The organism is Rhizobium sp. 2YAF20, from assembly GCF_052114685.1.
Taxonomy (GTDB): Bacteria; Pseudomonadota; Alphaproteobacteria; order Rhizobiales; family Rhizobiaceae; genus Rhizobium.
The window spans coordinates 20,874-42,999 of the sequence record NZ_JBFRFF010000031.1; the positions used below are offsets into that span (position 1 = coordinate 20,874).

Here is a 22,126-nt window from a genome sequence, read left to right on the forward strand (position 1 = left end):
TGCTATCGGCTCAGCCGGCGAGTTTCTGGATGGCGTGCGGCTTGGTCGCGAAGGCGATGTTCTTGGTTTCCATGTAGAAATCGAAGGACCAATCGCCCCCGTCGCGGCCGATGCCGGAATTCTTCGCGCCGCCGAAGGGGGCCGGCAGGTGGCGGACGTTTTCCGAATTCACCCAGATCATGCCAGCGTCGAGATGATCCGTGAAACGGAAGGCGCGGGTGACATCTGATGTCCAGAGATAGCCGGTCAGGCCATACTGAACGTCGTTGGCAAGGGCAAGCGCATCGGCTTCGTCCGTGAACGGGATGGCGGTCAGTACCGGCCCGAAGATTTCCTCCTGGGCGATGCGCATCTTGTTGTTGGCACCCGTAAACAGGGTGGGAGAGACATAGCAACCGCCGCCCGGGCCATTGACCTTCTCGCCGCCGGTCGCAAGGGTTGCACCTTCCGACCTGCCGATCGCGACATATTCCAGCACCTTCTTTTCATGAACCGGGTGAATCAGCGGGCCGATGACCGTTTCCGGATCAAGGGGATGCCCCACCTTGATGCGCTTGGCTTTGTCGGCGACGATCGCAGTAAACTTGTCATAGACGCTTTCTTCGACCAGCAGGCGCGAGGACGAGGTACAGCGTTCGCCGTTCAGCGAATAGATCATGAAGACGGCGGCATCGGCGGCGCGCTCGAGATCGGCATCGGCAAACACCACCACCGGGTTCTTGCCGCCGAGCTCGAAATGCACCCGCTTCAGCGTGTCGGCGCCCTGCTTCATGATCATCGATCCGGTGCGGCTTTCGCCGACGAAACCGATCGCCTTGATCAGCGGATGTTCAGTGAGCGCGCGACCGGCATCCTCGCCGAAGCCGTTGACAAGGTTCCACACGCCCTTCGGCAGGCCGGCCTCTTCGGCGATTTCGACGAGCAGGCGCGCCGTCAGCGGCGAGAATTCGGCGGGCTTATGGACGATGGTGCATCCTGCGGCAAGCGCAGGCGCGATCTTCCAGGTCGACAGCATGAAGGGCGTGTTCCAGGGCGTGATGATCCCGACCGGGCCAATCGGCACGCGCGTCGTCAGGTTCACCTGACCTTCGGCGCGCAGCGTCTTGCCGTCACGAGCTTCCGGCGCGCGATCGGCGAAGAAGCGGAAGTTCTCGGCTCCGCGCAAGGCAGCCTTTGCCATGAATTTCAGAGATTGCCCGGTGTCCATGCATTCGACGAACGCGATTTCTTCGGCGCGCGCGACGATCGCGTCGGCGATCTTGTGCAAAAGCGTCTTGCGCACGTCACCCGGCATGGCGGCCCATTCGGCGAATGCGCCTTTGGCGGCTCTCGCAGCACGGTCGATGTCGTCGGCCTTGCCGCGGGCAACGGTGGCGAGCGGTTTCAGATCAACCGGCGAAATAGTCTCAAAAGTCGAACCGTCGTCGGCTGCGACATCCTCGCCGTTAATGCGGTTGAGAACACCACGATCCCTAAACTGTGCCAGATAGGTTTCGGCCTTCGCGATGTTTTCCTGCAATTTGGACATCATCTATTCCCTTAATGTTATGTCATCCCGCGCGGCGGGTGTTGTCACTTGCCGCGAAGTCGCGGGTGGATGGCGTTCTTCTTCCAGCTCAGCTCCGCATCGATCTCGCGGATTTCGAGCGATAAAGCGAAATGCGGCGTCTCGAACAAGAGTGCGAGCACCTCGTCGGCTGCAGCAAAGATAGCCTCGCCGGTGCGCTTCTTTTCCTCCGCGGAGCGACCGGTGCCGATGCGAAAGTTCATGTCCACGAAGGCGTTTTGCGGCAGCTGATCGGCGATTGCATAGTGTTCGCTGCGAAATGCCCGCACGCGCACAGCGCCAACTTCGAAGAGCCGGGTCGACAGCACAGCTTGTAGCAGGCGATCACAGAGTACGCCGATATCTGCCCGGCCATCGAGATTGGCGGAATATTCCACAGTGAGATGCGGCATCGGACCTCCCAGAATGTCGCCGTTGCTATTATTAACATGTTAAATATATTGAGTGCTGTCAAGCGCCTTTTCGCCGTCGCTTGCTGCAGTCGCTGACAAAGGAGCGACGCTCGATCCTCAGCCGCCGAAACTGCCCGCTTGTGTTGGCACGTGCACATAGTTGCGGTCGAAATAGAGCAACGCGTGCCCGTCCTTACGGCTGCGGATATCGATGACTTCGCCGATGAAGATATGGTGCGTGCCGACTAGGCGGGCTTCGGTGAGGCGGCAATCGAAAGAGACGATGGCGTCGCTGAGCGCCTGGCTGCCAGAGTGGAGCTCGGTCCATTCCGCGGCAGCGTAACGTTCGTCCATCTTCGTTCGCTGGCCGGCAAAGAAGTCGGCAAGATTCTTGTGCTCCTGGGTGAGGACGTTGACGCAGAAACGCCGGTTTTTGAAGAAGAGGCCTGTCTGCGCCGAACGGCTGTTCATGCAGACCAGAAGTGTCGGCGGTTCGTCGGTGACGCTGCACATGGCCGTGGCAGTGAACCCGCCGCGTCCGGCGGGGCCGTTGGTGGTGATGACGTTGACCGGTGCGCAAACCCTGGCCATCGCATTGCGAAACTCGCTTTTCGAGATTGGTTCCTCCATGATTTTCGCCTCACTCGGCCGCGTTGCGAGTGGGTAACGTATCATCGAGCGGCGGCAGCCAGGTGTCGCCGGTCCAGCCGTTTTCGTCATAGTCGCTCATGCAGCGATCGACGAGCGCTTCCATCTCCTTGAGGCGTCCGTTGCGTTCAGCACCCTTCAGCACCTGCAAACGGACTTCTTCCGGAGCACCGGCATAGTTGAGTTCGTAAAGAGCGTGGCGTCCGCCGAATTCGGTACCGCTCGCGTCCCAAAGCAGTTTCATGATCTTGATGCGCTCGATATGGCCCATGTCATTGGAACCACGGACATATTGCGCAAGGTAGCGGTTGATATCAGGGTTGCCGAAGTCCTTCACCGAAGAGGGAAGATAGATCAGTCCCGAGGCGACGACTTTGCGCACCGTCTCGATGACGCGAGGATAGGCCTCCGACATGAACGTGCGATAGGACAGGGCGGCTTCCATATTGGGCAATACGGCGCCATTCGCCCAAGGCTGTGGGTTGTAGGCCATGGCGTTGGAGAAGGACCAGAACATGTGTCGAAGCGCGATGACCTCACCGAGGGCCGCCTGATTGCCGCGGAAGGCATCCCCGCCCGTGGCGCGTAATGCCTTGGCAAGCAGGCCGGCCAGGAAGTCCAGCTTGACCGCAAAGCGTGTGCAACCCTGGAAGCAATAGCCGTGCATGAAGCCGGAGGCAGGGTGGAAGGAGAGGATCTTGGCGGCGTCGCGCAGGACGAGTACGTCCTCCCAGGGGACGAACACATTGTCGAGTACCAGGATCGCGTCATTCTCATCGAAACGAGATGACAGCGGATAGTCGAAGGGATGGCCGACTGTGTTAGCGGTCTGCTCGTAGGAGACCCGGCAGAACATCTTGATGCCGGGCGCGTTCATCGGGACGATGAACATGACCGACAACGAAGGATCTTCCGTCACCGTCGCCGAACTCTGGGCGAGAAAATTGTAGTGGGTCAGCGCCGAGGAGGTCGCCACAACCTTGGCGCCGGAAACGTAGATGCCGGCATCCGTCTCTTTCGTGATGTGGACGAAGACGTCTTTCACCGCATCTGCAGGCTTGTGTCTGTCGATCGGCGGGTTGACGATCGCGTGATTCATGAAGAGCACGGATTCCTGCGCCCGCTTGTGCCACGAAAGCGCATTCTCCTTGAATGGCCCGTACCAGTCGGCATTGGCACCAAGCGTGTTCATGAGCGCGGCTTTGTAGTCGGCGGTGCGGCCCATCCAGCCATAGGACATACGTGCCCAATCGGCGATGGCACCCTGCTGGGCGACGAGATCAGCAGAGGATTTTGCCACCCGGAAATATTTGTGAGTATAGCCGTCCGATCCGGTATCCGTCGGCGACGTTAAGCGGCCCTTTGTCTTCTCGTCGTGCAACGCATCATACATGCGCGCGATCGAGCGCGCGGAATTGCGCATGGCCGGATGAGCCGTGACATCGGCGATGCGTTCGCCGTTGATGTAGACCTCACGTCCATCGCCCAGGCTCGCCAGATATTCGGCGCCGGTAAAGGGCCTTGTCTTATCGCTGCGGTGATCTTCAGCGCCCATGTCGTGTTCCTCCCTGAGATAATGACAAAAACTAAGTCGAAACGGAATGATCGACCATGGACAAAGGTCACAATTCGCTGGTACTTTTTCTGGTATGCTGACGCGAAATGAGATCCCGAACTTCTTTGTCTATGGCGAGCCGAGCCGTTCGCTTGAGGTCGGTTTTTTGCATGTCGAGACAGTAATGGACCGGAAAACGCTGCATTTTGGCAGTGTCGCGCCCCACAAGCATCCATTGATGGGGCAGATCACCTATTGGTTTCAGGGTGGCGGAACCTATCGGATCGAAGATCAGATTTGGAATTTTTCCGCTCCCACCGTGAGCTTCGTGCCAAGCAACGTAGTGCATGGATTCGAGGTCGACGACCAGTCCGACGCAATTGTGGTGTCGGTCTCCGACGACATGCTGAAGGCAGTGGCGTCGCAGGTGGCTCTCAGCCTCGACGTGCCAACCTTCCTGACCGGTCAGCCGTCGGACCCCGTATGGTCGCGGCTCGTCGCGCTTCTCGACATGATCGCCGAAGAGTATCGTGAGCGGGGTGCGGAAGGCGAGAAGGTGCTGGGCGGCTTGATCGGTGTTGTGTTGTCCATGATGGCCCGTATTGGCGGTCGCATCGCGTTGCCGTCCACCTCGACGACAGTCGCGCTTGGGCTTGCGCTTCGCCGAGCCATCGATCTTCACTACAAAAAAGATTGGCCGGTTGGAGCCTATGTGAATGTGCTTGCGACCACCCCGCATCTTCTCGACAAGGCGTCTCGCCAAGTCTTCGGAATGTCTGTCAAGGCGTTGCTACTGGAGCGTCGACTGCTCGAGGCCAAGCGTCTTCTGATGTTCACCGTCCGATCGGTGGAAGACGTGGCGCGTGAGACCGGCTTCGAGGACCCTGCCTATTTCTCCCGCTTCTTTCGCAAACGCACCGGCGAGGCGCCGGCCACCTGGCGCCGGCGCCATCTGCAGCCGGACAGATCCGAGCTACCTCCGGCCGCCAATATCTGAAGGGACATGGAAAGTACCTTAAGTTTGTAAAAATGAGATCGTTACCCATCGCCGTTCGGACACCAAAGAAGGCGGCGGAAGTCTCTGCGAGGCCCACACGCTTTCGCGACAAATGGGCTCTCAACACGTTAGCCTCACTCCGAGGAGCGTGCAGACTAAGGGAAACCTTATGTCTACGTCCGGCGGAAGAACCGCTAGCGGTTTCCTGCCGTTCTCCTCGGAGGATTCTAGACGGACCTATCCGATCCGATCGGGATCGCTCTTCAGGTCATCCCCACTTCATCTCACCCTTGGCAACCTTGGAACCGATGTCGAGCGCCACACCCATGCCGAGGTTCGGGAAGCGAGCTTCCATCGCGGCCTTCAAAGCGGCGGCATCCGACGCCTTCGTCAACTCTTCTTCAAAGGCGAGCAGATAGGCCTTGGTGTGCTCGACACCCGACAGATCGGTTGCGGCTTCCGGCGTAAGATGGCCCGGCACGACCACAGCGGGTTTGCGGGCGGCGATCTTGTCGAGATTGCTGATCCACGCGGCGCGCGCTTCCTTCGTCTGGGTATCGGCGACCCACACGTGCACTCCCGAAAAGATCATGACGCCGCCGAATACGGCTTTCAACGACGGCACCCACAGGTAACGGCGGTTGGCAAGGCCCTCAGCGGTAACGATCTCCACCGTTTCGCCGTCGACGGTCAGGGACGGGCCGTCGAATGCGTGCGGCAGAACGATATCTGCGAGGGTTTGTGGACCATTTTCCTTGAGTTGAGGCCCCCAAACCGCAAGCTTCTTTTCAACATTCGCGTTGATAGCGGCAAGCGTTTCGGAGGCAGCGATCACCTTGGCGTCGGGGAAAGCCTCGTAAACTGGCTTGAGGCTGAAATAGTAGTCCGGGTCGGACTGGCTGATGTAGATGGTCGTCAGCTTCTTGCCCGTTGCTTTGATGGCGTCTGCAAACGCACGTCCGTCAGGATAGGTAAAGCCGCCGTCGATCAAGAGGGCCTCGGTCGGGCCCGACAGCAGGACCGGTGCACGGAAGAAACCGTTTTGGCCGGCGGGGAAATGCTTCCAGCTCAGCTTGGCACCGGCCGCTTGGCCAAGACCGGCGGGAGCGAAAACGGCGGTGGCGCCGGCTGCAATAGTCGTCTTCATGATTTGTCTCCTTGTATACATCTGTTTCGTTGCCTTTAGCTTATGCTTTGTGTTGCGAAGAGAGACGGCGGATTAATCGCCATGTATCCAGCTTCCCGAGAGATTGAGGAAACTGTGATCCGGTTGCGTGATGTTGGTGGACGTTCCGAGCGCCGACAATCGTAGAGATGACCGGAACTGCAAAAGCGTTGTCTGGCCAATCCGAAAGCGCAAACTAAGTTGCTTGCAATCTCGCTGCCAGGGTATCGAGCTCGCCGAATAAAACATTGCTGGACAGCAATCGACGACTGCGATTGTCCTCGACAATCAGAGCGGGAACGCCATTGACACCGAAGTTCTTCATCTCGGACCGCGCTGCACTTGTCCTTTGCCGGTAAGACGAAAGCAGTGCCTCGTCTGGCGCCCTCACCCGGCGGGCAGCTTCGCTGAACCCAGCCTCTTCAAGGATACTCTCGACCACGGCAAGCTCCGAATTGTCCCGGCCTTCGACATAGCGGGCATTCTGCAGCGTCTTCATCGCTTCGATTTCCCGTGCCGGTTCCGTCAGTCCCACGGCAACTATGCCAAGGGTCGCTGGCGCAGAATCGAACATGCCTCCAGCTTTCCCCAGGATTTTTGCGCGATAGGCGTCGGTGAATTGCTGTCCGCAAAGGCGGGCGATGCGCTGGTCGTTCTGCCAGGCAAAGGCCGCAAAATTTGCGTCCATCGCTCGGGCGCCTTCTCCGGCAAAGAGACCGCTGGGGGCCAATTCCACTGTCGCACCATCCAACTGGACCAAGCGCTCCAGTGCAGGAACCGCTCCGTAGCACCAACCGCAAAGTGGGTCGAAAAGGTAGGTAACACGCATATCTTTTCTCCTTCAGAAGAGATGGCGGGAAGGTAACCGCGCTGCACCGATTGATAAATGGGCCTTAATTGGACAGAATGTGCGCTAAAAGCTTACAATCAGTTGGAAGGTGGCATGGAGACCGTCAATTTCAATCGTCTGGCCTACTTCGCAGCCGTGGTAGACGCCGGTTCCTTTACGAAGGCTGCCGAGCGTCTGGGGATCACCAAGACCGTTGTCAGCCAGCAGGTTGCGCGCCTCGAAGAGGAACTGAGGTGCACTCTGCTTTCTCGCACCACGCGCCGAGTGGAGCCGACCGAAACGGGGAGGATCTTTTATGCACGGTGCGTCATGATCCTGCGAGAGGTCGAGGATGCGTTCGGCGAAATCGCACAATCCAATACAGAGCCCACCGGCGTGTTGCGTATCGCTGCACCCAACGACTATGGGACCTATACCATCGCACCGCTTGCCGCGGCGTTCATACGGAGATATCCATCCTGCACCGTGGAACTGGTATTGTCGGACGACAGGGTCGACATCATCGCCAATCAGATCGATGTTTCCATCCGAGTCGGCTGGCTGACCGATTCGACGCTTCAGGCCAGACGGATCGGAGCGTTTCGGCAATTGCTGGTCGCAGCCCCTGAAGTCGCTGCCTTGATAACGTCCGACAGCCCCGATGATCTTGTAGCCGCGCCATTCATTGCCAACAGCGCATTGCGCGAGCCACTCGTGTGGCAGTTCAACGAAGGGGATTTCAACCGCCGTATTGTGCGTATGCGCCCAGTGATGACGATGAACACCACACCCGCAGCCATGAGCGCGGCATTAGCGGGTGGCGGCGTATCGGTGCTGCCCGACTTTCTGGCGGCAGCGCATCTTGAGGCTGGCAGATTGGTCCACATCCTTCCGTCGTGGAACCTACCGTCGGGCGGGATCCACACGATCTATCCCGCCGCGCGCTTTCGTCCACCAAAGGTGACGGCATTCGTGAGCATGCTCCTTGAAGCCAACAAGGGCGCTACACGGTGAACAAGGCTTCGCGCGGCTCAAGGGATAGCCCTTGAGCCTCTGGCTGACGGCAACTGGCAGATGGTCCACCGATCACTGCGGCTGCCTCGGGATCCCCGGCAATTTCGGTGCGGCTCTGCCTCACTCATCCACTACAGCGGGCACGGATCTAGAGCCACCTTATCTTCGCTCTGCCAGCGGATTATGGGAAGGGAAAGGTGCCACAAATCTCAGATTGGCACGAAAAATGCGTGTTCCATCAACGATCGCAACCCACGATGATGGAGACGGCGGACGATGACAAGGCAGGCAAATGGCACTTTGGATGTGCGGTTGATGCGCACGCTACTGACCTTATTGACAGAATGCAGCGTTTCGCGAACCGCAGACCTCTTAGGTCAGGCCCAGCCGACAGTAAGTCTGACGCTCAAGAGGCTGCGGGAAATGCTGGATGATCCGCTGTTGGTAAGGTCTGGTGGTACGCTGGTGCCAACGGAACGGGGACTAGCGTTGAAGGAGACCCTGCGCGATATACTCGGCCAGATCAACACACACCTCGCTCCCGATCCCACCTTCGACCCCAGAAACGCAAAGAGAAGCTTCCGCATCATTGCCGACAATTGCCTCGGCGCCGTGTTTCTACCGCAACTTGTCGGGAGGATTGCACAGAAGGCACCCAATGTCGGCGTTGATGCGTCCCACATGCCGAGTTACGACGATCTTCTCAGCCAATTGGCAGACGGGTCCATCGATGCGGTTATTGGGAACTGGCCGCATCCGCCGGAATATCTGAGGATGTCCCCTTTGTTGACGACCGATATTGTCTGCGTCGTACGCCCAAGTCACAGACTGGCAAACCGTAGCGAACCCATCCGGATGGAAGAGTTCCTGACAGAAAAACATCTTTCTCCGACGTCAGATAAACGTGCTCACCTAAGCCCGATCGATGGGCGGCTGATCGAGCTCGGCCTTAAACGCAATATAGCCACATCGGTCCCGGAATATGCGATCGCGCCCTATGTCCTTGCCCAATCGGACCTCGTTTTCACCACTGGACGCATTTTTGCCGAGCAGATCGCCCAAGCGTTTCCCTTCGTCGTTCTGGAGGCGCCTCGTGAACTTGGACAGATGCAGTTCTATATGCTCTGGCACGAGTGCAAGCATCAGTCGCCTGACCATGTCTGGTTGCGACAAATGATAAAGTCAGTAGCAGCCGACGTCCGCGCCAGCGATGCAACGGCGTCGGAACCGCTCAAATCTGTGCGGACTAAAGCGCCTGCATTCGGCTGAGCCGAGTTGGGACGCTGTCGGCATGCCAACGACCGATCTTCTTCGCAGTGCAATATAGTCTATTTGTGTTCGGTTATGGCCGATTCTGTCTAAACGGCCCACACTGGTTGCAGTCCAATACCAACCAGATGAGGGCATGATGGCCGGTTCAGGAATTACCCGACGTGAAGTGCTTGCAGGGATTGCCGCCGGTACGGCAGCAGGGATGTTCGGTTCATTGAACAGCGCCAGAGCCGCCGTTTCCGAAATGGTCTGGGCGACCTGGGATTCCAACGGCCATCCTGAATATATCGCGGCCTTCGAAGCGCAGACGAGCGTCAAAGTGAAACTGTCCTATCTCTCCAGTGAGGACGCACAGTTCGCGGCTCTAAAAACCGGAACGGCGTCTGACTGGGACATGATCAATCCGTCCCTCAACGGAAGCTGGCGTTACATCAAGGCAGGACTGCTTGAAGAAATCGACATGGGCAAAATCCCAAATGCCGCCAAAATGTACGATGTCTTCAAGACGACGCCAAAGGTTCTTGATGCCTCGGGCAAGCATTTCGCGGTTCCCTACCTCTGGGGCCTCAACCCGATTGTCTATCGCAAAGACAGGTTTGAGAGCGAGCCTGACTACACGACGCTGTTTAACGAGAAATACAAGGGCCAGCTCGCCATGCGCGACTATGCGCTGGAATCCATCGGCATAGCCGGTCTGGTCGCCGGCATACCGCGCGACAAAGTTTTCCTCATGGAGACAAAGGAACTGGCGGAAGCCAAAAAACTGCTGATCGCGCAAAAGCCGTTGCTGCGTACCTATTGGCAGACGATCGGCGATCTCACAAACCTGTTTGCCACGGGCGAGGTCTCGTGCGCGTTTTCGTGGCGGGTTCCCTATGACGCGCTTAAAGACAAGCTGAACATGGGAATGGCGAAGCCGAAAGCCGGGATTATGGGTTGGTGCGACTGCTTTGCCATGCCGGCAGCACTGTCTCCGGAAAAGACCGAAATCGGCTATAAATTCGTCGACTATCTGCTTGGCGCAGACTTCGCGACCCAGATTGCCAAGATCGGCAACTACGCAACCACCTCGTCCATTATTCGCGACAAGCTGTCGAAGGAGGAGCAGGAAGCGATCTTCGTCGACGACATGGATGTGATGAAGTCCTTCATGTGGCCCGTCGCCCCGGAGAATTACTCGGAGTGGCTGAAGGTTTGGAATGAAGTCAAGGCAAGCTGATGAAGGTCAGCACGCCTGACATGGTGTCCGATCCGTCAAGGTCCGGGCTTTTGCTGTCAGCCCGCGGCCTGACCAAGAGTTATGGCAAGGACCGCGCGGTCGACAGTGTCGATCTCGACATTCCGGAAAGGGCTTTTACCACGTTTCTCGGCCCTTCCGGCTGCGGCAAGACCACGATATTGCGCATGATTGCCGGCTTCGAGGCGCCGGACGCGGGATCAATCGTGCTTGATGGACGCTCGCTTTCCGGCGTTCCGCCTGAGCGGCGTCCGGTCAACACCGTGTTCCAGAGCTACGCGTTGTTTCCGCACCTCACCGTGTTCGGAAACGTCGCGTTCTCGCTGACACTTCGGCGCCAGAGCAATGTCGATGTGGCTGCGCGCGTCAAAAGGGCGCTGGACGCCGTGCATATGGCGGAGTTTGGCGAACGATATCCACACCAGCTCTCGGGCGGCCAGCAGCAGCGCGTGGCGGTGGCACGCGCGATCATCGCGGAGCCGCACCTGCTTCTGCTCGACGAACCCCTATCCGCATTGGACAAAAAGATGCGTGGGCACCTGCAGATCGAACTGAAGGATCTGCAGCGACGCCTCGGTATCGCCTTTGTCTATGTGACCCACGATCAGGACGAGGCCTTCGCACTCTCAGACATCGTCGTCGTCATGAATAAGGGGCGTATCGTTCAAAGGGGCGACCCTTTGACGATCTATGCTCGTCCCGCCAACGCCTTCGTTGCTGATTTCATCGGCGCGGCGACCCTCATTCTCGGCGAGATTGTCGGCAACGGTGCGATCCCCGGATCGGCTGCGATCGACACGGCAATAGGCATCGTCCAGTGCCCGGCTGTGGAGGGGTTGTCGCGTGGGGACAAGGCGGTGCTCGCCATTCGACCTGAGAATCTTCGCGTTGCCACAGGCGCGGGCGTGATAGACGCGACGATCCAACATGTCGTGTTCAAGGGTGACAGATATCTCATCGAAGCTGGGGTGAGGGGCATCACCTTGCGGTTCATGGCGGATCATCCGCTTGTCCCAGGAACGGATGTCGGCCTGGCATTGGATCCCGATCGTGCCTTTATCACGAGGGTCGAGTAATGGCTCTGGTGTTCCATCGGGCGCATTTTGCCTTACCCGTCGCATCTCTCATATTGGTGGGTTGCGTTCTGCCGCTCGCTTTGCTCTTGGTGTTCAGCTTCTTTGAGGTGGATCTCGACGCCTTCACAATGGTTCCGGCATTTTCGGGACAGAGCTGGTCGCAGATTTTTACCAATCCGGTCTTCGCCTTTCTGATTGGCAAGGCAGTTGTCTCAGGTGCTGGGACGGCGATGCTGGCCACTTTTGTCGGATATCCGATTGCGATTTCGATGACGCGCCTGCCTTCTCTCTGGAAGGGGATTGCAAGTATCGTCCTGCTGACGCCGCTCTATACCGGTGAGATCGTGCGAATTTATGCCTGGCGTGTCGTTCTTGGCTCCGAAGGGTTGATCAACGCCGTCCTGCAACGGCTCGGTCTTATCAACGAGCCTTTGAAATTCCTGTTATTTTCACCATTCACCACACATCTCGTGCTGCTTTACAACAATCTGCCATTCATGGTTCTGGCGATATGGATCTCAGCCGAGTTGGTTGACAAAAGACTGATTGAGGCCGCCCGAGATCTCGGCGCCCGGCCATTGGATGCGTTTTTGAAGGTTATCCTGCCTTTGACTACTCCCGGGCTGGCCGTTGGCGCCTTCACGGTCTTTGCTCTGGCCGCCGGCGATATGATGACTCCAAGTCTTCTTGGCGGAACCTCGGGCGCGACGCCGATGGCGATGATCGATAATCTGTTCGGTACTGCCTTTGATTGGCCACTGGCGTCGGCTCTGGCCCTTAGCCTACTTGTCGTCCTGTTCGCATTTGCCATCGGGTTCGCCACCGTCCTTCTTCGGCTCAACGGTGCAAGGGCAGTATTCCGGCGGGGGCTGAAATGACCCGCTTTGTGATCGTCACGCTTGGCCTTGCGGCCTGCTTTTTCTACCTGCCGATTGTCGTTCTCGGGATTTTTTCCTTTAACGCGTCAAGCACGATGGCTTTTCCCCTGAGCGGCTTCACCTTTGCCTGGTACGCCGATCTTGTGGGCAACGCGGCGTTTCAGGATGGCTTTGTAACCAGCTTTTTGATCGCCCAACCTGTCGGGCTTCTGGCTGCGTTCATCGGCCTTGTCGCCGCCTTGGCCCTGACGTCGCCGCGAATGTCGTTCCGAGGCGCATTTGCCGTTTTGATCCTCGTGCCCTTTCTTGTGCCGAAGACCGTCCTTTCCATCGCGCAGGCAATGCTCATGAGCTGGGTCGGACTGGGACGCGGAGCGACAGCTCTCATTCTGGCACAAACGATTGTTGCCATCCCCTTCACCACGACAATCATCGCCGCTGTGTTAATTCGGCTCGATCCACGGTTGGAGGAGGCGGCCCGGGATCTGGGTGCTACGCCGTGGCAGAGTTTTCGGCGTGTTCTACTTCCGCAGCTCAATGTCGCGTTGAGCGCGGCCTATTCCATCGGGGTCATTCTGTCGTTGGCGGATTTGACAATCTCCATGTTTTTGGCCGGCCGCACGCAGCCGCTTTCCCTTATCGTCGCATCGGAGTTTCGGCGGGAACTCAAGCCTGACCTCAATGCGATGCAGGTGGTCGTCCTCCTGTTGACTGCCCTGATCGTGGCACTGACAGAGATTAATCGCCGACGCCGACTACGCGGACGTACGGCTCATTTGCGAGATCAAACATGACATTCTCCCCCACCGATGTGCCGCGGATGACGGTTGACGACCTGAAACAGGCCGCCCGCGCCGATCTTGCCACCCTTGGCTATCCGAACCCGCCATGGATCGCCGATCTGCCGCAGCACGGCGCAACGCAGATCGCCGATGTCATCATCGTTGGTGCCGGCCAGTCCGGCATCATGAGCGCGGCAGCGCTGAAGTGGGACGGGGTCAGTAAGGTGCGTGTGCTCGACAGTGCGGCGCCAGGGGCCGAGGGGCCATGGCTGACCTTTGCCCGCATGGAGGAATTGCGCACTCCGAAAACGCAGGTTGGCAGCGAATTCAATGTCGTCAATCTGTCTGTGCGTCGCTGGTTCGAGACAGTTTGCGGGCGTCACGCCTGGGAGGAGCTTCCACGTATTCCAAGAAAGGACTGGAAGGCCTATCTGGATTGGTATGCCGAAGTCTTCGAAATCGCGATTACAAATCATTGCCAGGTTATCGACGTGGCCCCTGAAGGCGATGTCATAGCCGTCACGACCAATGTCCGCGGCGTGGTGGAAAAGTCTCTGGCGCGTACTGTGGTACTGGCCACGGGATATGATGGTGCGGGCGCATGGCGAGTTCCAGGTTTCGTCTCTGACGGGCTGCCGCCAGACAGGTTCAACCACACAAATGGTCCCATTGATTTTGAAGCTTTGAAGGGCTTGCGCATCGGCATACTTGGGCATGGCGCATCGGCATTCGACAACGCGATCAAGGCTATTGAAGCGGGGGCTGCCTCCGTCGATCTCTGCTTTCGGCGTGCGAAGCTGCCACGCACGAACCCGCACCGCGCGATTGAAACGCCCGGGATGATGACGCATTATCCGGATCTCTCCGACAGCACGCGCTGGAATATTTCGCGCTTCTTCCGTAGCGCCGACCAGCCGCCGCCGGTGCGGAGTTTCGAAACTGCCATGAGCCTTGCCGGGTTTCGACTGCGCCCCGCCACGCCATGGCTCGCGGTTTCCGAGCAAGCGGGCGCAATCCGTGTCGATACGCCAGAAGGCACCTTGGAGTTCGACCATCTCCTGCTTGCGACTGGCATGCAGATCGACCTTGCTGCCCGACCGGAACTCACAAGCATCCATGACAAGGTTGCGCTTTGGGGCGAACGCTACACGCCCCAGGACGCTGACAAGGATGCTCGACTCGCACAGCTTCCCTATCTCGATCCATTCTATGGCTTTGTTCCAAAAGACGCTGCCGACACATGGCTCAGCCGCGTATTTGCCTTCAACAGCAGCAGTTTTACCAGCCACGGCCCGCACTCGACCTCGATCAGCGGACATAAGCATGGCGTTCCCCGCCTCGTGAGCGGTGTCTTGCGCCGGCTTCTTCTTGATCAGGAAGAAACAATCCTGCCGGCATTGGCGGCCTATGCCTCGCCTGATCTGCCGGTCTCCGATGATTTTGAAGATCTTGTTGCCACGGCAAATTCGCGTCCGGCAAGCGCGGATCAATCTGACAATCGCGTTTGAGGGTACGTTATGACCATCTCCTTTCATTGGACTGATCACTCGACCGCCGATTTCGCTTCCCGCGATTTGAGCGAGACGGTCGTCATATTGCCGATCGCGGCCATCGAGCAGCATGGTCCCCATCTTCCTGTGAAGGTGGACGCGGCGATCAATGCCAGCATCCTTGATCGAATGACACTCTTGCTTGACGCCAGTACCGACGTCCTGATCCTGCCCGCGCTCAGCGTTGGCAAATCGGATGAGCATTTGGCCTATCCGGGCACGCTCACCATCTCCGGGCAAACGCTACGCCTTGTCTGGCTCGACATTGCCAGAAGCGTGAAGCGCGCGGGCGCCCGAAAGCTCATTCTTTTCAATTCGCATGGCGGGCAGATCTCGCTCATGGACATGACCTGCCGTGATATCCGCGTGGAGCTCGATATGCTTGCGGTCGCCTGTTCCTGGTTCCGGATTGCGCCGGTCGACGACCTGTTTTCTTCGGCGGAAATTCTTCATGGTATCCACGGCGGGGATATCGAAACCAGCATGATGCTTGCCATTGCGCCAGAGCTGGTCGTCATGGACAAGGCCGAAGACTTTGTGCCGCTGACGGTCGGCATCGAGCAGTCCGGCAGCCTGCTAACTGCAGAGGGTGCGGTGGGCTTCGGCTGGCAGGCGCAGGACCTTCATACGGCCGGGGTTTGCGGCAATGCCGCCAATGCCGATGCCGACAAGGGTGCGATCGTTCTTAACCGTGCTGCGGCTGCATTGGTCCGTCTCATTGAAGCCGTTCGCGGTTTTGACATTGGCCAGCTCACCTCTGAAACCCGCTTTTCGGCAATGAGATAGGCCATGCTGGCGATCCGCGACGTCGAAACTCTTCATATGCAAATGACAGACGGGGTGCAGTTGGCTGCCGATGTCTATCGCCCCGTCGGACCGGAAACATATCCGGTTCTTGTGATGCGGTTGCCCTACGGACGGAAGGTGGGCTCGACGGTCGTTCTCGCACATCCCGCTTGGTATGCAGCCCAAGGCTATATCGTTCTGGTGCAGGACGTTCGGGGCAGGGGCTGTTCGCAGGGCGTATTCAGGGTTCTCGAGGACGATATCGCCGATGGCGCGCTCACACTTTCGTTGGCAGCTGATCTTGCCGGCGGCAACGGTGCGGTGGCGAGTTACGGGTTCAGCTACCATGGCATGAACCAGTTCATGGCGCTTGCGGGTGCGAAGCGATCAGGCGGAAAAGTACCCGATGCCATGGCGGTCGCGATGGCAGCCTTCGACGTGCGCAATCATTGGGCCTTCGAGGGTGACGGATTCCGTTTGCAGTCAAACCAGGTGTGGGCCTGTCAAATGGCGGTTGAAAATGCCCGGCTGGCTGGCGACATTGCCGCCGCCAATGCCTTGCGCGCCGCTCTGCCATCGTTGCACTCCGGCCCGATTTCGGCAAAGCCGGACGCGTTGGAGCATGCATCGCGATACACGCACTACCACGATTGGCTCGCTGATGACCCGGCCTATTGGCGGGAAAGGTCGCCAAAAACGGTGCTTGAGGGCGTAACGCTGGACGTTCCGGTCCTGCATGTCGGCGGATGGAACGACATCATGCTTGAGGGTACATTTGCGGCCTTTGACGCTTTTTCGTCGGGTCCCTCCCTGCAGCGGTTGTTCGTCGGCCCCTGGTCGCACCTCCCCTGGGGACGACGGGTCGGCGCGCTGGATGCCGGCCTTGAAGCTGCAGGCGGGATCGACCCGGAGATTGTAGCCTTTTTCGACGAGGTTCTGAAAGGCCGCGAAAACCGCCATCCGAAAATTCAGCTGTTCGATGTCGGCAAGAAGGCCTGGGTCGGATTCGATACCCTGCCGCGGACCGACGAGTTGCTGCTCCATCTCAAATCGAGTGGCCGAGCGGCGCCGACGAGTGTCGATGGCAAGCTTGATGACAAGGCAGGCTTCTGGAGTTCCGACTATCTGGTACATGATCCATGGCGGCCAGCTCCAAGCGTCGGTCTGCATCTCGGGACGCCATCGGACTTTGCCGACAGGGCAGCGATCGATGACCGGGCCGATGTGGCCGTCTATACCTCGGAACCTCTCGACAGCCCGCTCTTTCTGGTCGGGGCACCGGACGTTGAGCTCTTCTTAACCTGCGACCGACCAAGCTTCGATCTTGACTGCACCTTAAGTGCGCTCGCCCCGGACGGGGCCGCCATCACGGTGACCGCCGGTCATAAGACCGTGATGGCACACGACAACGCACTAGTGATTATCGTCAAGATGCGTCCGATGTGCATGACGGTGCCGGTGGGCCATTGTCTGCGTCTTTCTATTCAGGCGGCATCGTTTCCAGCGTTCCCGGTCAATCCGGGCACCGGCGTCCGTCCCCAAGACGCGGCTTTTATCGACGGGCTTGTCACAACACTCGTGCTTCGATCCGGAGATGCCCACCCCTCTGCCATCCGCTTGCTGCTCCTGGCGGAGACTGGCGCCGAAAGTGCCGCCGCCACTCTTAGAAAGGCTTAATATGCCAGCGATCTCCAATGAAGAAACTGCCGAGGGCCTTGAAGCAATCCTGGCCGGCATGCCGGGGTGGGGCTCGGAATTTTCGCACACATTCGCCAATCACGCCCCGATGGTTCTCATGGCACTCGACCGTATCGGTGGCGCGCCTCCTCAACTTCGGCGCTTCTTTGATTACTACAGAGATGCAAAGCAGCTCGTACCCTTCGCTCAGCCGATTGCGTCCCTTGATGGCAACAGTTGGAAAGCGGCCATCGGAAAGCGTGAGCGCGAACCCGATCTGCGCATATTCTTCGTGGGCGAGCTGACGAGGCTGGGGATCCATAGTGCATTGAAGCTCTATCTCCCCGATCTAGCGGCCGGCGTTGCTGCCAGCGCTTTTCACGCACTGATGCGCGCGGCCTATGGCGTTCTTCGTGGCAATGAGGCAGATGTCGCAATCGCGCTTGCCTATTGGGCTGCCACCTATCTGCCGCTTCCATCAGCAAAGGGGACGCCGCCCATAACGCGCGACCCAGCCGAGGTGCTAGCGATGACCGCAAAGATTGCGCCACTACATGCCATGAAGCTGCATGAGCTGTTGTGGCAAAATATGCGGGACGCCGGCAAGGTGCCGGCGTTCGCACCCGTCGTCGATTGGCTCGCAATTGGGCCGGAGACCATGGAGCACATGGCATCCACCGCCCTTTCGCTGTTTGCCGCAACGCAGCATTTTGCGGCCTTGCATGTCATCACCGGACTGCACTGGATCCGCCTGCTTGCACCTCATTGCGACGAGGAAACGCTCTATCGGATTTTGCGGGTGTTCTGGCAGGGCATTGCCGCGTTGATGGGCGAGCTTAGCTTTCCCGAGATGCCGGACAAAGTCGTGGTTGATCGCTGGCGTAGCATACAGGCCCCCGATTGGTCCGAGATACATGCGATCGCCGCGCAGAGTTATGATGAGCACGATATCAGCCTTGCCTTTTCCGCAAGCGAGGAAATGAAGGTCTATGGCGACCCGCTCTATCGTGTTGTGGTTGCTCGTCGCCTAGGTCTTATCGGAGACTACCTGAAATGACGGCAGCGACGTCGAGAACTGCCGATTGCATTATCGAAGCCGGGACGGTGCTTTGCGGCCTTGCGCCCGATGGCACCATGGCGATGCGCCATGACGTCGGCATCCGTGTCGATGGCGGCATGATCGCTCAGATCGGACCGATGCCAGCGGTTGCATATGGCAACGACCATCTTCCCCGGTTTGGCTCCCGCGATATGATTGCCATGCCGGGACTGGTCAACAGCCACCACCATTTCGGGATAACTCCCTTGATGCAGGGCGTGCCTTTCGCGCCGCTGGAATTATGGCTGCCGCAATTCCGGGCGATGCGTCACATTGATGTCAGGCTCGACACGCTCTATTCGGCGATCGAGATGCTGGAAAGCGGTACCACGATGGTACAGCATATCAACAGCGGATTTTCCGGCGCACCGGATGGTTGGATGACCACGGCCGATGCGACGCTTAAAGCCTATGCCGAGATCGGGATGCGAGCCGGTTTCTCTTTCATGATCCGTGACCGCAATATTCTGACCTACGATGACGATGCAAACGTCCTTGCCACCCTTCCCGAGGCCGTGCGCGCATGGATTGCGCCAAAACTCAACGCCGCAGCAGTGCCAGTCGCAGAACTCATGGCGTTTTACAGAGAGCTTAGCGAGCACTGGCTGGCGGCGCAGCCAGATCATGTTCGCATCAACCTCGCGCCCGCGAACCTTCACTGGTGTACCGATGAATGCCTCCAGACGATCTTCGAAACGGCGCGCACTTCTGACGCACAAGTCCACATGCATCTTCTGGAAACCGAGCGGCAATCGAGTTTTGCCTATAATAAGTTCGGCCACAGCGCTGTGCAGCATTTAAAGGCGCTCGAGTGCCTCGGCTCAAATGTGACGCTTGGCCACGGCAACTGGTTGAGCCGCGCTGATCTCGACATCATCGCCGATTGCGGCTGTACCATATGTCACAATGCGTCTTCGGGGCTCCGGCTTGGCAGCGGCATTGCTCCCGTCAACGAGATGCGGCGTCGGGGCATTCCGGTGGCGCTCGGCATCGACCAGTCGAACATCGCCGATGATCGCGATATGACGCTGGAGATGAAACTTGTCTGGGCGCTGCATCGAGAAACCGGACTGTGGAACGACCGGCCCGATGTCGGCGCCGTGCTGCAAATGGCCACGGAACATGGCGCCAAATCCGTCGGCTTCGGCGGTTTTACTGGCCGACTCGAGCCCGGTCTGCAAGCTGATATCGTGCTGATGGACCAACGTAAGATTGGCCGCCCGCATCTCAATATGAGAACATCTCCGGCAGATGCCGTTCTGCATCGCGGGGGGCGGCATGCCGTCCATCAGGTGTTTATCGGCGGGTGTTTGGTCGTCGACAACGGCAACGTGACCACGATCGACCGTGAGACCGTGCTGCTCGAAATTGCAGATATACTCAAAGGCCCGGAAACTCAGACGGAAACGCAGGCATGGAATGCGATCGGCGCCCTTCTTCCGCATTTGGAGGCGCATCACCGAAAATTCACGCCAACATCCGCGCAGCGCGCGTATCGATATAATTCGATGCCGGACAATCAGGACTGTGAATAAGCATTGCGCAATGACCCCGATCACCTTGGCGAAAACAATTGTTCAGCGTGCCTATCGGTATGGGAACCCATGAGCGGTTCACGCGGAAGGCATGGGAAACTGCCCGACCGCGGAAGGGCATAGTGGTGGCACGAGGTTGAGGCGATCGCAGCCGATTATCCCATCATCGATAAGCGATCCGTGCACCAACGCCCGTCCGATCGACATGATGCGCCAAGGCTGACGTTGAAGCTTGCGCCAAGCATCGCAGCAGTGGGCTACACCATCCGCATCATTGGCGTCAGTCTTGTTGAGTGTCTCGTTCAGGACCTTTTGCGCGTGCCGAGCTTCTATGCAAATCGCAGGAATCCCTTTGGCTGTCAGCGCATGATAGAACCACGTCGACAATGGGCCTGTGTCGAATACAACGCGCTTTGCATGCGGGGCGTGCTTGCGGATCATCTGCGCCAGAACTTTTGGATCCGAAGGACATTTTCCCCGCCAGACCCGCTTCCCGTCTTTTCGTCGATTACTCCTTCGATGAATCGCGCCAGGCGCGCTCGAATGGCAGCCGCCAGGCGTGCGGGGCGATGAGCTGGTGGATCGACTTCGGCCCCCAGCCGCCTTGGTCGTAGAGCCGCACCGGTGGCGGATTGTCGAGGAGGGGCTGGGAGACTTCCCAAAGCCGCTCGATGCCCTCGGCGGTGGTGAACAGCGTGTGGTCGCCGCGCATTGCGTCGAGGATCAGGCGTTCGTAAGCCTCTAGTACTTCGCCGATCAAACCGGTTTCGCTCATGGCGAACTGCAGCGAAAGCTTATCGAGTCTAAAGCCAGGTCCGGGTCGCTTGCCATAAAAGGACAGCGAGACCCTGGAGGCGTCAGCAAGATCGAAGGTCAGATGGTCGGGACCCTGAGCGCCGACACCCGAGCCGGCAGGGAACATCGATTTCGGGGGTTCGCGGAATGCGATCGAGATTATGCGCTGCCCCTCAGCCAGGCGTTTGCCCGTGCGTAGGAAGAAAGGCACGCCGGCCCATCGCCAATTGTCGATGGCGCATTTGAGCGCGATGAAGGTGTCGGTGTCACTCTCGGCATCAACCCCTGGCTCTTTGCGGTAACCGATGTATTGGCCGCGTACCACGTCGCGCGGCTCGATTGGGAGCATGGATCGGAACACCTTGTTCTTCTCCTCCGAGATCGGCGCCGGCTCCAGGGCGGTTGGCGGCTCCATCGCCATGAATCCTAGGATCTGAAAGAGGTGGGTCACGACCATGTCGCGATAGGCGCCGGTGGTTTCGTAGAAGGCGGCGCGGGTCGAAAGGCCAAGCGTCTCTGGGACGTCAATCTGCACATGGTCGATAAAATTGCGATTCCAGATCGGCTCAAACAGGCCGTTTCCGAAGCGAAAAGCCAGGATGTTCTGCGCCGGTTCCTTTCCGAGGAAATGGTCTATGCGAAAAATCTGTTTTTCGTCGAACACCTCGTGTAGTTTCGTGTTCAGCTCCACCGCGCTGGCGAGGTCCGTGCCGAACGGTTTCTCCATGATTATGCGGCAATTTTTTACCAATTCAGCCTCGGCGAGAAGCTGCACAGCGGAAAGTGCAGCTTTCGGCGGTACGGAAAGGTAGTGCACACGCCGGGTCTCAGGCCCCAGCGCTTCCTCCGCCTTCTCGACGGCTTCCTTCAGCATCCCTGCTCCGCCAGCAAGTGACACATAATCGAGCGATGCGGCGAAAGCTTCCCATTCGGCCTGCGTAAACTTGCGGGTAAGGAAATTGTCCAGCGATTCCCGGGCAATCGTCCTGAAACCATCGACGTTAATATCATCAAGCGAGACACCAACGATGCGGCAGCCGGGAATGAAACCAGCGTTGATAAGATGGAACAGTCCCGGAAGCAGCTTGCGCCGGGATAGATCGCCCGTTGCACCGAACAGCACGACGACCTGTGGATAGCCGGGTCCAACCCGTGTGGAATTCTTGCGCAAAGTACCCATTCTAGACCCTTCCGTTATACGATCCGAACTTGACCTGTCCTTATCAGGCTTGCGCCGCTATGAAGCGCTTGTCCTTGTGCTTCAGGCCGCGA

At 58.5% G+C, this 22,126-nt stretch carries 19 protein-coding genes and 1 pseudogene; 12 read left to right on the forward strand and 8 right to left on the reverse strand.

The features are described 5' to 3' along the window. Nucleotides 1-10: 10 nt before the first annotated feature. From hpaE to AB4Z52_RS26570, 4 genes are all read right to left on the reverse strand, one after another. Nucleotides 11-1,528, reverse strand: coding sequence for a 5-carboxymethyl-2-hydroxymuconate semialdehyde dehydrogenase (hpaE, locus tag AB4Z52_RS26555; protein WP_442220889.1), 1,518 nt, complete (start codon nt 1,526-1,528; stop codon nt 11-13). 44 nt (nt 1,529-1,572) lie between these two features. Continuing rightward, nucleotides 1,573-1,959, reverse strand: a complete 387-nt coding sequence (locus tag AB4Z52_RS26560; RefSeq protein ID WP_442220890.1) for a 5-carboxymethyl-2-hydroxymuconate Delta-isomerase — start codon at nt 1,957-1,959, stop codon at nt 1,573-1,575. A gap of 117 nt (nt 1,960-2,076) precedes the next feature. Continuing rightward, complete coding sequence (locus tag AB4Z52_RS26565; RefSeq protein ID WP_442220891.1) at nt 2,077-2,589, reverse strand: flavin reductase; 513 nt, start codon at nt 2,587-2,589, stop codon at nt 2,077-2,079. A gap of 10 nt (nt 2,590-2,599) precedes the next feature. After that, complete coding sequence (locus AB4Z52_RS26570) at nt 2,600-4,162, reverse strand: 4-hydroxyphenylacetate 3-hydroxylase N-terminal domain-containing protein (protein ID WP_442220892.1); 1,563 nt, start codon at nt 4,160-4,162, stop codon at nt 2,600-2,602. Between the two features lie 94 nt (nt 4,163-4,256). Between AB4Z52_RS26570 and AB4Z52_RS26575 the strand changes: the two genes are divergently transcribed. Continuing rightward, on the forward strand, nt 4,257-5,159 hold the full coding sequence (locus AB4Z52_RS26575) for a helix-turn-helix domain-containing protein (protein ID WP_442220893.1): 903 nt from the start codon (nt 4,257-4,259) through the stop codon (nt 5,157-5,159). Nucleotides 5,160-5,427: 268 nt separating this feature from the next. Here AB4Z52_RS26575 and AB4Z52_RS26580 read toward each other — a convergent pair whose 3' ends face one another. Beyond that, the gene (locus tag AB4Z52_RS26580) at nt 5,428-6,327 is read right to left on the reverse strand and encodes an MBL fold metallo-hydrolase (protein ID WP_442220894.1); all 900 of its coding nucleotides are present in this window, start codon (nt 6,325-6,327) and stop codon (nt 5,428-5,430) included. 193 nt (nt 6,328-6,520) lie between these two features. Then, nucleotides 6,521-7,153 carry a DsbA family protein gene (locus AB4Z52_RS26585; protein WP_442220895.1) on the reverse strand — a complete coding sequence of 211 codons (633 nt, stop codon included), beginning with the start codon at nt 7,151-7,153 and terminating at the stop codon, nt 6,521-6,523. A 114-nt stretch (nt 7,154-7,267) separates the two neighbouring features. Here AB4Z52_RS26585 and AB4Z52_RS26590 point away from each other — a divergent pair, with 114 nt between their 5' ends. The 11 genes from AB4Z52_RS26590 to AB4Z52_RS26640 all read left to right on the forward strand — a co-directional run bounded on the left by AB4Z52_RS26590 (nt 7,268) and on the right by AB4Z52_RS26640 (nt 20,059). Then, nucleotides 7,268-8,167, forward strand: a complete 900-nt coding sequence (locus tag AB4Z52_RS26590) for a LysR family transcriptional regulator (RefSeq protein ID WP_442220896.1) — start codon at nt 7,268-7,270, stop codon at nt 8,165-8,167. Nucleotides 8,168-8,443: 276 nt separating this feature from the next. Next, on the forward strand, nt 8,444-9,436 hold the full coding sequence (locus AB4Z52_RS26595; protein WP_442220897.1) for a LysR family transcriptional regulator: 993 nt from the start codon (nt 8,444-8,446) through the stop codon (nt 9,434-9,436). Nucleotides 9,437-9,575: 139 nt separating this feature from the next. Beyond that, nucleotides 9,576-10,658, forward strand: a complete 1,083-nt coding sequence (locus AB4Z52_RS26600) for an ABC transporter substrate-binding protein (protein WP_442220898.1) — start codon at nt 9,576-9,578, stop codon at nt 10,656-10,658. Continuing rightward, the gene (locus AB4Z52_RS26605) at nt 10,658-11,752 is read left to right on the forward strand and encodes an ABC transporter ATP-binding protein (RefSeq protein ID WP_442220899.1); all 1,095 of its coding nucleotides are present in this window, start codon (nt 10,658-10,660) and stop codon (nt 11,750-11,752) included. Before AB4Z52_RS26600 ends, AB4Z52_RS26605 begins: the two co-directional genes overlap by 1 nt. Next, on the forward strand, nt 11,752-12,630 hold the full coding sequence (locus tag AB4Z52_RS26610; RefSeq protein ID WP_442220900.1) for an ABC transporter permease: 879 nt from the start codon (nt 11,752-11,754) through the stop codon (nt 12,628-12,630). The genes AB4Z52_RS26605 and AB4Z52_RS26610 overlap by 1 nt, the downstream gene beginning before the upstream one ends. Further along, nucleotides 12,627-13,424, forward strand: coding sequence for an ABC transporter permease (locus AB4Z52_RS26615; protein ID WP_442220901.1), 798 nt, complete (start codon nt 12,627-12,629; stop codon nt 13,422-13,424). Before AB4Z52_RS26610 ends, AB4Z52_RS26615 begins: the two co-directional genes overlap by 4 nt. After that, complete coding sequence (locus AB4Z52_RS26620; protein WP_442220902.1) at nt 13,421-14,920, forward strand: NAD(P)-binding domain-containing protein; 1,500 nt, start codon at nt 13,421-13,423, stop codon at nt 14,918-14,920. The genes AB4Z52_RS26615 and AB4Z52_RS26620 overlap by 4 nt, the downstream gene beginning before the upstream one ends. A gap of 9 nt (nt 14,921-14,929) precedes the next feature. Beyond that, nucleotides 14,930-15,748 carry a creatininase family protein gene (locus AB4Z52_RS26625; RefSeq protein WP_442220903.1) on the forward strand — a complete coding sequence of 273 codons (819 nt, stop codon included), beginning with the start codon at nt 14,930-14,932 and terminating at the stop codon, nt 15,746-15,748. Nucleotides 15,749-15,751: 3 nt separating this feature from the next. Continuing rightward, a complete protein-coding gene (locus tag AB4Z52_RS26630; RefSeq protein ID WP_442220904.1) occupies nt 15,752-17,425 on the forward strand; it encodes a CocE/NonD family hydrolase in 1,674 nt (557 codons plus the stop codon). 1 nt (nt 17,426) lies between these two features. Beyond that, nucleotides 17,427-18,482, forward strand: coding sequence for a questin oxidase family protein (locus tag AB4Z52_RS26635; RefSeq protein ID WP_442220905.1), 1,056 nt, complete (start codon nt 17,427-17,429; stop codon nt 18,480-18,482). After that, the gene (locus tag AB4Z52_RS26640; protein ID WP_442220906.1) at nt 18,479-20,059 is read left to right on the forward strand and encodes an amidohydrolase family protein; all 1,581 of its coding nucleotides are present in this window, start codon (nt 18,479-18,481) and stop codon (nt 20,057-20,059) included. The genes AB4Z52_RS26635 and AB4Z52_RS26640 overlap by 4 nt, the downstream gene beginning before the upstream one ends. Before the next feature lie 243 nt (nt 20,060-20,302). Here AB4Z52_RS26640 and AB4Z52_RS26645 read toward each other — a convergent pair. Both AB4Z52_RS26645 and zwf read right to left on the reverse strand, forming a co-directional pair. Then, nucleotides 20,303-20,584, reverse strand: a pseudogene (locus AB4Z52_RS26645) (IS110 family transposase); the annotation flags it as partial. Next, entirely contained in the window at nt 20,568-22,034 is a 1,467-nt protein-coding gene (zwf, locus tag AB4Z52_RS26650; RefSeq protein WP_442220907.1) for a glucose-6-phosphate dehydrogenase, read from the reverse strand. The pseudogene AB4Z52_RS26645 and the gene zwf, both read right to left, overlap by 17 nt. Nucleotides 22,035-22,126: the final 92 nt, after the last annotated feature.